This window comes from Photobacterium pectinilyticum, assembly GCF_024357955.1.
GTDB classification, from domain to species: Bacteria; Pseudomonadota; Gammaproteobacteria; order Enterobacterales; family Vibrionaceae; genus Photobacterium; species Photobacterium pectinilyticum.
The window spans coordinates 1-13,378 of the sequence record NZ_JANEYT010000035.1; the positions used below are offsets into that span (position 1 = coordinate 1).

Consider the following 13,378-nt stretch of genomic DNA (forward strand, 5'->3'; position numbering starts at 1 on the left):
CGAGTCCCCAAAGGGTATCAAAAATGTGTTCAAGAGAGTGGATCAACCTGACCAGTTAATTTTCCAGTTTGGTATTATTATTGAGAAGACAAATAATGTTAAGCGCGAGTGGATGCCTTTTTCCATGTGATTGATAAAGAAAAAGCCCAAACCAGTTGCTTGGTTTGGGCTTTCAATAATCAGTATTAACTGAGAATGGCTTTAGTTCATGCCGTATTTTTTCAGCTTCTTACGAAGAGTACCGCGGTTGATACCCATCATGGTTGCCGCGCGGGTTTGGTTACCACGGGTGTACTGCATGATAGTGTCTAGTAGTGGCTGCTCAACTTCAGCAAGCACTAGCTCGTACAGATCATCGACTTCCTGACCGTTTAGTTGAGCCAGGTAGTTTTTCAGCGACGCCTTAACAGAGTCACGAAGTGGCTTCTGTGTGATTTGGTCCTGTGAAGTAACAGTAGTTACTGTCAATGCTTCGGAAGTCAGATTTTGTTCGAACATATTCTGTAAGCTCTTCTCGTATTTATGCAACGTTGTCGAAGTAGCCTTGCAGCGCATCGAGTTGCTGTTGGGCATCCTCGAGTACGTTGAAGGTCCGGCGGAAATCACCTGCTGGGGCATGCTCTTTCAAATACCAGCCCACATGCTTGCGTGCGATACGCAAGCCCAGGTACTCGCCGTAAAAACGGTGAAGTTCCTGAACGTGGCCTAGCATGATGCTACCAACTTCATCAAATGATGGAGCCGGCAGGTGTTCGCCAGTTGTTAAGTAATGGTGGATTTCCTGGAAAATCCACGGTCGACCCTGTGCAGGGCGACCAATCATCAAGCCATCGGCACCGGTGTAATCCAGTACAAAGCGTGCCTTTTCCGGTGAGTCGATATCACCGTTCGCAATCACCGGAATCGAGATCGCTTCTTTCACTGTCTTGATGTAATCGTATTCTGCCTCGCCTTTGTACATACAGGTTTTGGTCCGACCATGTAGGGCCAGGGCCTGAATGCCACATTGTTCGGCACGTTTGGCAATATCGACACAGTTTCGGTTATCAAGATCCCAACCGGTACGGGTTTTCAGCGTAACCGGGACATCAACTGCATTAACCACTGTTCGAAGGATATCTTCGATCAGCTCGGGATACTGCAGCAGGGCAGAGCCTGCCAGGCGCTTGTTGACCTTCTTGGCTGGACAGCCCATGTTGATATCGATGATTTGCGCACCGTTTTCAACGCTGAACTGAGCTGCCTCGGCCATCAGTTTAGGATCTGCCCCGGCGATTTGCACCGAGCGGATCCCTGACTCGCCTTCATGTACCATGCGGTTCTGGGATTTGGCTGTTTTCCACAGGTCTGGGTTAGACGACATCATTTCGCTCACAGCCATACCTGCCCCGTAGCGCAGGCATAATTCGCGAAATGGCCGATCGGTCACACCTGCCATTGGGGCGACTATCAGCTGGTTGTTAAGTTGATAAGGACCGATCTTCAAACGTCTATTCCTGACTATGCCAGTAAGGGCGCGCATTTTACGCATTTTTTACCCATCTGAAAAGGCCAATAATTGAGCATTTAGGTTTTGATTTTCAAAACTGTACGATTTTCAATCAATTGGCGCAGTTTAGAAGAGGAAAAAGTCGATTACGCTTTGTGTCCAGAGATGCGACACCACTCTTCTCGGGCCGCAATTGGGTCAAGTGTAAGCTCGTCGCCGTAGTAGGTCGCGACGTCTTCCGCTTGGCTTTCCAGTACACCTGAAATTGCCAGCAGGCCACCGTCTTTGACCAGGCTTTTGATCACCGGCGATAGCTCGCGCAGTGGGCCAGCCAAAATGTTGGCAACCACGACATCAGCCAAGAGACCTTCCGGTTGGTCTTGCGGCAGATATAGTTCAAGGTTTTCGGACACGCCATTACGCTCTGCATTGTCACGGGAAGCTTGGATCGCCTGTGGGTCGATATCAATACCGATCACCTTCTTGGCACCCAGTTTCAGGGCGGCAATTGCCAAGATGCCCGAACCACAACCGAAGTCGATGATGGTTTTGCCAGCCAGATCCTGACCGTCTAGCCACTCAAGACAAAGCGAGGTGGTTGGGTGGGTACCGGTACCGAATGCCAGACCTGGATCCAGCATCACGTTTACCGCGTCTGGCTCAGGTACTTCTCGCCAGCTTGGGCAAATCCACAGGCGGCGGCCAAAGCGCATCGGGTGGAAGTTATCCATCCATTCACGTTCCCAGTCCTTGTCTTCTAACTGCTCGATTTTGTGGGCAAAATCATCGGCAATCAGCGGGCTGTTTTTTAGCATTTCCAGGACAAAATTCATGTCCGTCTCTGCATCGTACAGGCCGATCACATCCGTATCACCCCACAGGCGGGTTTCACCTGGCAGGGGTTCGAATACCGGAGTGTCCTGGGCATCAAGGAAGGTAACCGAGACTGCGCCCGTCTCTTCCATCAGCATATCGCCGATAGCTTCAGCATTCTCAGCCGTCGCGTTCAGTTTGATTTGAATCCAAGGCATGGTTAATTCGCTTTTTGGTTTGCTAAATTCAAGGATGCGGAGTCTAGCATGATTTTTAGACAGTTTAAAAAAAGATAGCACCCGAAGGTGCTATCTGAAGGCGCTTTTAAACCTGTTGGAGGGTCTGCTGTGGAACCGGCCGTGCAAGGCTCCCCAAGACGAAGGTGACAAGGCCAATCAGCAAGGTTGGTACGATGGCATGGATACCGCCTAAATCGGGCTTGAGTAGCGATAAGGCGATATAACAGGCCAGTCCGCTGACCATAGAGGCAAAGGCGCCGGTGGCTGATGCCTTTTTCCAGTACAGGCCAAGCACCAATGGCCACAGGAACACCGCCTGCATGCCGCCAAAGGCCAGCAGGTTGAGCCAGATGATCATATCCGGTGGGTTAGTTGCTGCGACGAAGACTAACAGCGAGAAAATACCCGTCACCCAAAGCGACAGTTTCGGCAGGCGGCTTTCAGCCTCCGGCCCTTGAGCGGCTTTGGGGTTGATGTAGTTGAGGTACAAGTCCTTGAGCAGTGTTGCAGAGGCCTGGATCAGCTGGGAGTCGATGGTCGACATAATGGCCGCCATCGGCCCGGCAAGGAACACGCCAGCGATCACGGGAGGCAGTACAGTCATCATCAAGGTCGGCATGATCTGATCCGGGCTGGCAATATCCGGCACGATGGCACGGCCCAGCGCGCCGGCCAAGTGCATACCGAGCATCAGGAAGGCCACCATGGCGGTGCTGATCACCATGCCTCGGTGCAATGAACCGGTTGACTTATAGGACATGCAACGTACTGCGGCATGGGGGAGGCCAATGACCCCGAAACACACCAGCACCCAGAAACTGAGCATGAAAGGTTGGTTGAGGAAGTTGTCCGGGCCGAATGGGGTGACCAGTGCAGGGTCGATGCGGTGCAGTTCCCCCATCATCTCGCCGATGCTACCGCCAGCATGGACGATACCGATCAGCAGGGCAATCGTACCGATGATCATCATGATCCCCTGGACGGTATCGGTCATGACTACAGCGCGGAAGCCACCAATCGTGGTGTAGAGGCCGACCGTCGTGGCAAACAGGATCAGTCCGTGTTGGTAAGACAGCCCTGTTACGGTTTGCAGCAGGCGTGCGCCGCCGACAAATTGCACCACCATAGTACCGAAGAAGGCCAGTAGCAGTGCCAATGAGGCAAAGATCACCACGCCGCGGTTTTTATAACGGGCGTAGAGAATATCGTTTAGCGTCAGCGCGTTGTGGCGACGAGCTTCGATGGCAAATTTTTTGCCTAGGACCCCAAGGGTCAGCCATGCTGCCGGTAGCTGGATCATGGCCAGCAATACCCAGCCGAGGCCCATTTTATAGGCGGCGCCCGGTCCGCCGATGAACGAGCTGGCGCTGGCATAGGTGGCGGCAAGGGTCATGGCCAGCACGAAACCGCCCATGCTGCGGTTGCCGACCAGATACTCATTGAGGAAGCCGTTGCCATTACCACGGTGGCGCCGGGTATAAATCGCCAGACCGAATACGGCCATCAGATACAGCACGAGCGGGATCAACAGTTGGCTATTCATCATTGGCCTCCGGTTCGATCTCGAGCGACATGTCGCGGTAGATATATTTCACCATCAGGCCACAGAGCACAGTGAACAGAATGGGGCCAATAATGCAGGCCAGTAAAAACCATAGGGGAAACCCCCAGTACAGGGTCGGCAGGGCTTCGTCTATGCCGGCCGGGGCGAAGGCATAGGCCGAGAAATACCACCAGGCGAAGTAGGCCAAGGCCAGGCCGACAGCCCATTTGGCTTCTTTGTGGGCCTGGCGATAGCGCGCAGACAGCGTTTTCATGGTGTTGTTTCCGGTTGAGGTGCGGGTAAAGGAGCGGATGACGGCGGGCGCCACGCTCATTCTTCATACAAATTTAGGGGGGGTATTGTGGCAAAACTTAGCAGGTAGCGCTAGGAAGGGAGTGAAATTGCATAATATAGAGATAAAAAAAAGCTGCCGAAGCAGCTTTTTTTACTTGAAGGTGTCAACCTTACTGGAGACCGAGTTTCTTCTCGAGGTAGTGGATATTGGCACCACCGTGCTGGAAGTTCTCGTCAGCCATGATTTCCTGCTGCAGTGGAACATTGGTCTTGATACCATCGATGATCATCTCGCCCAGGGCATTCTTCATGCGGGCAATGGCCACGTCGCGGTTCTCACCAAAGGTGATCAGCTTACCGATCATTGAATCGTAGTAAGGCGGCACGGTGTAGCCGCTGTAGATGTGCGATTCCCAACGAACCCCCATACCACCTGGAGCATGAAAGCGGGCGATTTTGCCAGGGCAAGGAAGGAAGCGCTCTGGATCCTCGGCGTTGATACGGCACTCAACCGCATGGCCTTTGATCTTGATATCGTCCTGAGTGAAGGACAGCGGCTGGCCTGCGGCAATGCGTAGCTGCTCTTTGATCAGGTCGATACCGGTTACCATCTCGGTCACTGGGTGCTCAACCTGGATACGGGTGTTCATTTCGATGAAATAGAACTCGCCATTCTCATACAGGAATTCGAACGTACCGGCACCGCGGTAGCCGATTTCGATACAAGCACGGGTACAGCGTTCACCGATGTACTTACGCATTTCCTCGGTGATACCCGGGGCCGGGGCTTCTTCTACTACTTTCTGGTGGCGACGCTGCATTGAACAGTCACGCTCGCCCAGATGGATAGCACCACCCTGACCATCGGCCAAAACCTGCACTTCGATATGGCGTGGATTTTCCAGGAATTTTTCCATGTAAACCATATCGTTACTGAAGGCTGCTTTCGCTTCGGCACGGGTCATCGCGATCGCTTCGATCAGATCAGGTTCACTGCGAACGACGCGCATACCTCGGCCACCACCGCCGCCCGATGCCTTGATGATCACCGGGTAGCCGATGCGCTTGGCAAAGGCTTTATTCTTGGCTGCGTCGTCATCGAGTGGACCGTCAGAACCAGGAACACAAGGAACGCCGGCTTTTTTCATCGAGGTGATTGCTGACACTTTGTCGCCCATCAGACGGATGGTGTCTGCTTTTGGGCCAACGAAAATGAAGCCTGAACGCTCTACTTGCTCGGCAAAGTCCGCATTTTCAGACAGGAAGCCATAGCCTGGGTGGATAGCCACCGAGCCGGTAATTTCCGCGGCACTGATGATGCGAGGGATGTTCAGGTAGCTCTCTGTACTCTTGGCAGGACCAATACAGATCGATTCGTCAGCTAGTAATACGTGCTTGAGATCGCGGTCTGCAGTGGAGTGCACCGCAACCGTCTTGATACCGAGCTCTTTACATGCACGCAGGATACGCAGTGCAATCTCGCCTCGGTTGGCAATAACAATTTTATCTAGCATAAGAGGCCCCGGTTACTCGATGATAACTAGCGGCTGGTCAAATTCAACGGCATCACCGTCTTCTGCCAGGATTGCTACTACAGTACCGGCTTTATCAGATTCGATCTGGTTCATCATCTTCATTGCTTCGACGATACATAGAGTATCACCGGCATTGACAGTCTGACCGATTTCAACAAATGGTTTCGCATCAGGACTCGGCGCACGGTAGAAGCTACCTACCATCGGCGATAGAACCTGGTGGCCAGCAGGCGTTGCAGGTGCTGTTGGGGCCTCGGCTACTGGTGCTGCAGCCGGAGCGACAGGAGCTGCAACTGGAGCTGCGATAGGTGCTGCAAGAACTTGTGCTGGCACGGTTGCACGACTGATGCGTACAGACTCTTCACCTTCAGAAATTTCCAGCTCAGCAATACCTGACTCTTCAACTAGCTCAATCAGTTTTTTGATTTTACGAATATCCATTTATCTTTCTCTTATTTGTTCAGTTGGCGTCTGCTTGCAGGCGGCGTACCGCAGCTTGCAGGGCGAATTCATAACCATCTGGGCCTAGCCCGCAGATCACCCCGACAGCTTTGTCTGACAGGTAGGAGTGATGGCGGAATGGTTCCCGGGCATGAACATTAGACAGGTGTATTTCAATGAACGGGATGCTGACCCCCAAGAGTGCATCACGGATAGCGACACTGGTGTGGGTAAAAGCAGCTGGATTGATCAGGATGAAATCGACCGTGCCATGGGCTTGGTGGATCGCATCGATGATCTCGTATTCCGCGTTCGATTGGATATGGTCTAGCGTCACGCCTAACTCGGTCGCTTTGGCAGTTAAGTGCGTCACTATCTGGGCCAGAGACTGCTGGCCATAATGTCCCGGCTCGCGTAAACCCAGTAGGTTCAGGTTCGGGCCATTGATCAGTAAAATTCGTTGAACGGTCGACATCTTGACGTTATATCACTTGTATTTGAGGTTTTACTCTAGCAACGTGAAAAAAGCTAAAAAGTTGCTTCCCTGTGTTCCGTTGTTGTCTGCCAAAACATGCTTGATGTGCAATTATAGAGAATTCGCAGCAAATCGCAGCAAAATACTGGTCTAATCACCACATTTTCTTAGTGCATATGTGCACTGTTTGGCGATCGGGAGCTGAGAATGGGAAATTGAGTCACTAGCACTATGCGTGACCTGCACGCTATAGACAATAGTCTGTGGCGCCGGAATTGTAACTTTTAGCACTGGATCAAAAAAGCCGCCCAAGCAGGACTTGGGCGGCTTTTTATCGACCCGTGAGGGTTTATAGTATTTTTTGTTTTTCTGCGATCAGCTTCTCAACCACACTTGGATCGGCAAGGGTTGATGTATCACCCAGTGTCGCAGTATCGCCAGTGGCAATCTTACGTAAGATGCGGCGCATGATTTTGCCTGAGCGGGTTTTCGGTAGAGCCTCTGTCCAGTGCAAGAAGTCTGGTGTGGCAATCGGGCCGATTTCTTTACGTACCCAATTTTTTACTTCTTTGTGCAGTTCGGCACTTGGGATCTCGCCATCATTGAGCGTGATATACGCATAGATAGCCTGGCCTTTAATATCGTGAGGAACACCAACGATAGCGGCTTCAGCAATTTTATCGAATGCGACGAGGGCTGATTCAATTTCGGCTGTCCCCATACGGTGGCCGGAAATATTCAGCACGTCATCAACACGACCGGTGATCCAGTAGTAGCCATCTTCATCGCGGCGGGCACCGTCACCGGTAAAGTACATGCCTTTGAAGGTGGAGAAATAGGTTTGCTCGAAGCGCTCGTGATCGCCCCATAGGGTTCGCATCTGCCCCGGCCAAGAGTCGACCATCACGAGGTTGCCTTCTGTTGCGCCGTCGAGAATATTGCCCATGTTATCAACGATGGCTGGTTGTACACCAAAGAATGGACGAGTAGCAGAGCCGGGTTTCAAGGCTGTCGCACCAGGTAGTGGGGTGATTAAAATGCCACCAGTTTCTGTTTGCCACCAAGTATCCACGATTGGACAGCGGCTGTCGCCAATGGTGCGGTGATACCATTCCCACGCTTCTGGGTTAATTGGTTCACCGACTGAACCCATGATGCGCAATGAGCTACGGCTTGTTCCTGCTACTGCCTCATCGCCTTTCGCCATTAAAGCGCGGATGGCGGTTGGAGCGGTATAAAGGATATTAACTTGGTGCTTATCAACCACCTCGCTCATGCGGCTGGTTGATGGGTAGTTGGGTACACCTTCAAATAGCAGGGTAGTGGCGCCGTTTGCGAGTGGTCCATAAACCAAGTAGCTGTGGCCAGTGATCCAGCCAACATCGGCGGTACACCAGTACACCTCACCTTCTTGGTAATCAAAAACATGTTTGAATGTCATGGTCGCGTAGACCAAATATCCCCCAGTGGTATGCAGCACACCTTTAGGTTTACCTGTTGACCCTGAGGTATAAAGAATAAAAAGAGGATCTTCTGCATTCATTGCCTCTGGTTCGCAATGGCTTGAAGCAACAGCTGTTGCATCGTGCCACCAGACGTCACGTTCGCTATCCCATTCAACATTGCCACCAGTACGCTTTAGTACCAGCACTTTTTCGACGCAGGTGACGTTAGGATTTGCAAGGGCATCATCCACGTTCTTTTTCAAAGGAACCGCGCGACCAGCACGGACACCTTCGTCAGCGGTTACAACCACTTTGGCGTTAGAGTCAATAATACGGCCTGCCAGTGCCTCCGGAGAGAAGCCACCAAAGACGATGGTGTGAACGGCCCCGATTCGAGTACAGGCCAACATGGCGACTGCAGCTTCAGCAACCATTGGCATGTACAGGCACACAACATCACCTTTACGTACTCCTTGGCTTTTTAGTGCATTGGCAAATTTACAAACTTCTTCATAAAGCTCGTTATAAGTCAGTGTGGCATCGTCCGTTGGGTCGTCGCCTTCCCAAATAATCGCAGGCTGATTGCCTCGTGTTGCAAGGTGACGGTCAAGGCAGTTTGCTGAGACATTAAGTTCACCGTCTTCAAACCAGTTAATGCTGACATGGCCAGTATCGAAAGATGTGCTCTTTACTTTGGAAAAAGGGGTGATCCAATCGACAATCTGGCCGTGCTCACGCCAGAACCCCTCTGGGTTAATGACTGATTGCTGATACATCTCGCGGTATTGCTCATCAGTAATGTGTGCGTTAGCGGCAATGTCCTGATTTACTGGATACACGTGAACTTCGCTCATCCTATTCTCCTTGATGTTCCGTTTTTGTCCTTACTGGACCGGACTATTCTGTATGCAGGTGTGTTCTGCTTGCGTCGTACTAACTTCCGACAGATCGCGGCAGGTCTCAATTAGACTTTAGGATGATAGCGGGGAAAATGCGGGGCAATGGTTTGTCTTGCAGTGCTGTTGCAGTCAAAATTTTGCGCTTTATCGTTAATAATAAAGCGTAACAAAAAACTCTGTAAGGTATTGAATGGTCTGCTTTCTTCAGTTTTCATTGGTGCCTAGCGAGCAATCGGGTGAGGCAGGTCGCCATGCTTTAGCCGAACGTAGATCATCGCTGCGGCAATGGCATCTTGCAGGGCATCGTGGCGTGGCGGCACCGGAAGGTCGAGGTGGCGGCTGATCGCCTCGAGGCTGAGGTCGAAATAGGCATTGGGCAGTTGGCGTTCAAGCTGTTCGTGGTAGAGATGGCTGACCTCGACGGTTTGGTTTGGCAGAGGAAATCCGAAGTGACGGTGGAAATAGCGATCGAGGATCGTTTTGTCATAGCGAATATGGTAGCCGACTAGAGGCCGATTGCCGATAAAGGCCAGCAATTTTTCCAGCGCCTCTACTTCTTCCAGCCCTTGGTTGAGATCTTGGTGGCGGATTCGGTGGATAGCGACCGATCCGGCATCGAGACTGGCCGGTGCGCGCAATGTCAGGTGGATTGATTGGCTGGTCAGGATCCGGTTGTCTTGGATACAGGTGGCGGCAATGGTGACCAGCTCTGCACTGTGCGGATCAAGGCTGGTGGTCTCACAGTCGAGCGATACCAGTTCCGTTCCCCGGTAGCGGGAAAACAAGTCGTGAAACTCGCTGTCCTTAAATTTATGGCGGTACCACCAGCGTTTTAGGGTATTGATCATCGGGTTGCTCCTTGGCTGGTATTAATCGCGGATCTGGTAGTGATACCCGAGCCATTCCTTGAATTTTTTCACCACGTGCAAACTGTGGCGCAGCAGATCGCGGTCAGTGCGGTTGAGCCGTTCGACATTGAGGTGCTGCTGCAAACCGCCGGCAGGGAGATCTAATTGCTGGCGCAGCCGCAATTTAATGAACAGCTTCAGCGCTTCGCTGAGGTTGGATGCGGTGTCCTTTTCTAGTACTTGGCGCTGGGCCAATTGTTCCAATCGGATGAAGGTGTTGTTGTCCTCGATACCGTGCTCCAGTGCCAGTGCCCGTACACCGTGGATGATGGGGAATATGCCTCCGCGCTTAATATCGAGTCCGTCCTTGCCGGCTTTCAATTTGCCGAACAACGAAAGGGGAACGCTAAAGCGCAGAGCTGGCCGGGTAAAGGTGGTTAGTAATAATTCCTGCTCAGCCATTTGTTTGTGGAGCTGTTGTTTGATAGGGGCGAGCAGTTCGTGGTTTCCAGCTACCGCATGGCTGTCTGCGAGGATCGCCATATCCATCATTTCATTCTCTGTTCCTTTGCGGGCGAACTCTTTGAGGGTGTGTAACCACTCACTTTGGTGCTTGACCCATTTGGAATTATTAACCATCACTTTCCCCGGGCACAGTGGATAGCCCAGTTGATGCAGGGTGTGAGTTAGGGCTTCCATGGTGTCGCTCAGTCCCGGCCAGTTGACACCGTCTTCGATGATCAGGGCGTTGTCCTGATCGGTCTTGAGAATTTGTTCGCCACGGCCCTCCGATCCCATCACCACGAAGCAGCAGTGGTTCTGCATTGCTTGGGGGACAATCAAGCGAAAGGCTTTCTCGATAATTTGTTCATTGACTGCCGCGATCAGTTCCATCACAAAGCGGGTATGGATACCGTTGTTGAACAGCGTCGCCACAAGCCGAGATTGGCTGCTGGCGGCCAGTGATAATTCTTCAACCGTGGTGGCGCGGGCAATGCGTAAGGTCAGCACATGGGAATGAGTGGAAAATAGGCTCAGTACCTGGGTCAGATCCAGCATCCCGACCAATTGCGTACCGTCGGTGACCGATACTCGTTTGACCTTGTGGCGGGTCATCGACAGCATGGCATTGAACAGATAGTCCCCCTTGCTGACACTGATCACTGGGCTAGTGGCGACCTCGCCGACTGGCGTTGAAGCTGGCCGGTTATCGAGCATCACCGCATGGAGCAGGTTGGTACGGGTAATAATGCCATAGGGCTGGTTGTCTCCGGCCTCGACCAAGGCGGCATCCATGCCTTGCTGCTGCAATTTCACAGTAGCGGCATGCAAATCACAATTGCGGGGCAGGATCAGGCAGGGTTGGATATTGCTGTCATCGACCCGGGTGAGAATGAACTCGGCTAAATTCTGTTGGCGCTGGGCCTCTTCCAGCAATTGCTGGCGGCGGGCCAAGCTGGAGTCAAAATAGGCTGCAAACTGGCTGTTGCCACGGTAGAGATCAAGAAATAGCTGCTTGGGTACCAGATAACATAAGGTGTCCTCAAGCGCGGTGTAACGGTGGCGGCTGGAGGATTCGAGCTGCGATCGAACATCGAACAGATCGTCACTGGTGTAATGAGCATAGATCTCACTGCCGTCGGCGGCACTCTCTTCTACACTGCCTTTAATGATGATGTACAGTTGCTCGCTGGGTTTTCCTGCTTCGATCAGGATATCACCGTGGCGGTAATAGGCGACATCCAGGGAGCCGACCAGACGCCGCTGTTGCTCGCCGCTCAGGCGATCAAAGGGAGGGAGGGAGGTATCAAAGCTGTCAGACATGGCGGCTCTCCGGATCGATAGGCACTGTATTCAGTGTCTGCCTGATGGCGCAAAAGCTCCAGACGACTTTAGTCTACTATCGCCAATCTGTGGCCCAGCTTTAGGGGGAGGGGGGACATGTCACACGCAAAGAGAAATGGGGAAGGAAAAAGGGCGGATAATTTCATTGGGGCTATGTTCTATTGGGGGCATAATAGCGCCTGGTTTTTTCAGTACGATAGGACAAGGCATGTTTCGTAGCAGCCCTTACGGTTGGACCTCGCAGTATCTGCTGGGGTTTTTCTTCAATTATGGTGTTTATCTTCCGTTCTGGGCGTTGTGGTTAGCGCATCTGGGGGTCAGTGCTTCCAATATCGGGTTGTTGCTGGGGTTGGGCTTTGGTGTCCGCTGTCTGGCCAATTTGGTGATCACTCCCCGTATCCACAAAGTCGAACACCTTATTCCAGCCCTGCGCGGTTTCGCTTTGGCGGCGTTGATCAGTTGTATCGCCTATATCTATTGTGGTGGAAGTTTGTGGGCACTTACTATCATGACGGTTACTTACAACATGATGGTTGGGCCGATTGTGCCGCTATCCGATGCGGTGGCTAACCACTATGCCAAGGAAGGGCTCCTCGACTATGGTCGAACTCGCCTGTGGGGCTCGATTGCTTTTATTGCCGGCTCTACCGTGGTGGGTCTGTTGGCGACCAAATATAGCCCAGAGGTGATCCCCTGGGTGGCGGCGGCAGGTTTGGTGGGGGCGCTGTTGTTGGCGATGCGCCAGCCAACCATTTTGCCGGTATCCGATCCGGGCAGCCATGATCAACCGCGGCCGGCCTTGCTGGAACTATTGCGTGCACCTGAAGTACTTCGCTTCTTAACCATTATCGCCTTGCTGCAAGGCAGCCATGCGGCCTATTACAGCTTCAGTGCGATTTACTGGAAAGAGGTCGGTTACAGCGAGGATGTGATTGGTTACTTGTGGAGTTTCTCGGTGGTGGCGGAAGTCGCAGTGTTTGCCTTGAGTAAGCGGCTGTTTGCTGGCTGGTCGATCATGGGGATGTTCCGTTTGGCTGCGGTCGGAGTCATGATCCGCTGGGGGATCACGGCCAGCATGACCGAGCTACCTTTGCTGGTCGCCTCCCAAGCCTTGCATGGTGTGACGTTTGCGGCTTGCCATCTGGCGACTATCCGTTATATCCAAAAGGCCCAGAATAACCAGATGGTAGCCTTGCAGGCACTTTACAATGCGTTGCCGATGGGGGCCTTCATGGCGTTGATGACCGCCTTGAGCGGTTGGCTATATGGCCTGTGGGGTGCCAATATATTCTGGTTGATGGCGGCGATGGGGATCCCGGCGCTGCTGATGAAGGTTGAGCCAAATGCCCGCCGCCGGTTTGCTCAACAGGATGAGGTCACCGCGAGCAAATAATATGGCTACAGTCTTGGTTGTAGCACGCTACAGCCAAGAACTGTGATCCTGCTGATTGGTGAGTGCCAGTGGTTTGGTTACACTGGTGCTCACAATATATTCAAATCATTTGGATATAA

Annotated in this window: 12 protein-coding genes; 1 reads left to right on the top strand and 11 read right to left on the bottom strand. The window is 52.4% G+C overall.

Translation table 11 applies throughout. From position 1 onward, the window contains the following. Nucleotides 1-201: 201 nt before the first annotated feature. The 11 genes from fis to NHN17_RS15060 all read right to left on the bottom strand — a co-directional run bounded on the left by fis (nucleotide 202) and on the right by NHN17_RS15060 (nucleotide 11,845). The gene (gene fis, locus NHN17_RS15010; protein ID WP_005372656.1) at nucleotides 202-498 is read right to left on the bottom strand and encodes a DNA-binding transcriptional regulator Fis; all 297 of its coding nucleotides are present in this window, start codon (nucleotides 496-498) and stop codon (nucleotides 202-204) included. 22 nt (nucleotides 499-520) lie between these two features. After that, nucleotides 521-1,486, bottom strand: coding sequence for a tRNA dihydrouridine synthase DusB (gene dusB / locus NHN17_RS15015; protein ID WP_255043420.1), 966 nt, complete (start codon nucleotides 1,484-1,486; stop codon nucleotides 521-523). 149 nt (nucleotides 1,487-1,635) lie between these two features. Then, nucleotides 1,636-2,520: a 50S ribosomal protein L11 methyltransferase gene (prmA, locus tag NHN17_RS15020; protein WP_255043391.1), complete on the bottom strand. Its 885-nt coding sequence runs from the start codon at nucleotides 2,518-2,520 to the stop codon at nucleotides 1,636-1,638. 106 nt (nucleotides 2,521-2,626) lie between these two features. Further along, a complete protein-coding gene (gene panF, locus NHN17_RS15025; RefSeq protein WP_255043421.1) occupies nucleotides 2,627-4,084 on the bottom strand; it encodes a sodium/pantothenate symporter in 1,458 nt (485 codons plus the stop codon). Next, nucleotides 4,077-4,358 carry a YhdT family protein gene (locus NHN17_RS15030; RefSeq protein ID WP_255043422.1) on the bottom strand — a complete coding sequence of 94 codons (282 nt, stop codon included), beginning with the start codon at nucleotides 4,356-4,358 and terminating at the stop codon, nucleotides 4,077-4,079. The genes panF and NHN17_RS15030 overlap by 8 nt, the downstream gene beginning before the upstream one ends. A gap of 190 nt (nucleotides 4,359-4,548) precedes the next feature. Next, nucleotides 4,549-5,892 (bottom strand): acetyl-CoA carboxylase biotin carboxylase subunit, encoded by a 1,344-nt coding sequence (accC, locus tag NHN17_RS15035; RefSeq protein ID WP_255043392.1) that lies wholly within the window; start codon nucleotides 5,890-5,892, stop codon nucleotides 4,549-4,551. 12 nt (nucleotides 5,893-5,904) lie between these two features. Next, the gene (gene accB, locus NHN17_RS15040; RefSeq protein WP_255043393.1) at nucleotides 5,905-6,354 is read right to left on the bottom strand and encodes an acetyl-CoA carboxylase biotin carboxyl carrier protein; all 450 of its coding nucleotides are present in this window, start codon (nucleotides 6,352-6,354) and stop codon (nucleotides 5,905-5,907) included. Nucleotides 6,355-6,373: 19 nt separating this feature from the next. Further along, nucleotides 6,374-6,829: a type II 3-dehydroquinate dehydratase gene (gene aroQ, locus NHN17_RS15045; RefSeq protein WP_107350990.1), complete on the bottom strand. Its 456-nt coding sequence runs from the start codon at nucleotides 6,827-6,829 to the stop codon at nucleotides 6,374-6,376. 349 nt (nucleotides 6,830-7,178) lie between these two features. Then, nucleotides 7,179-9,128, bottom strand: coding sequence for an acetate--CoA ligase (gene acs / locus NHN17_RS15050; RefSeq protein WP_255043394.1), 1,950 nt, complete (start codon nucleotides 9,126-9,128; stop codon nucleotides 7,179-7,181). 266 nt (nucleotides 9,129-9,394) lie between these two features. Next, nucleotides 9,395-10,018, bottom strand: a complete 624-nt coding sequence (locus tag NHN17_RS15055) for a 3'-5' exonuclease (RefSeq protein ID WP_255043424.1) — start codon at nucleotides 10,016-10,018, stop codon at nucleotides 9,395-9,397. 24 nt (nucleotides 10,019-10,042) lie between these two features. Beyond that, nucleotides 10,043-11,845, bottom strand: coding sequence for a putative nucleotidyltransferase substrate binding domain-containing protein (locus NHN17_RS15060; protein ID WP_255043395.1), 1,803 nt, complete (start codon nucleotides 11,843-11,845; stop codon nucleotides 10,043-10,045). 229 nt (nucleotides 11,846-12,074) lie between these two features. Here NHN17_RS15060 and NHN17_RS15065 point away from each other — a divergent pair, with 229 nt between their 5' ends. Beyond that, nucleotides 12,075-13,259 carry a 3-phenylpropionate MFS transporter gene (locus tag NHN17_RS15065; RefSeq protein WP_255043396.1) on the top strand — a complete coding sequence of 395 codons (1,185 nt, stop codon included), beginning with the start codon at nucleotides 12,075-12,077 and terminating at the stop codon, nucleotides 13,257-13,259. Nucleotides 13,260-13,378: the final 119 nt, after the last annotated feature.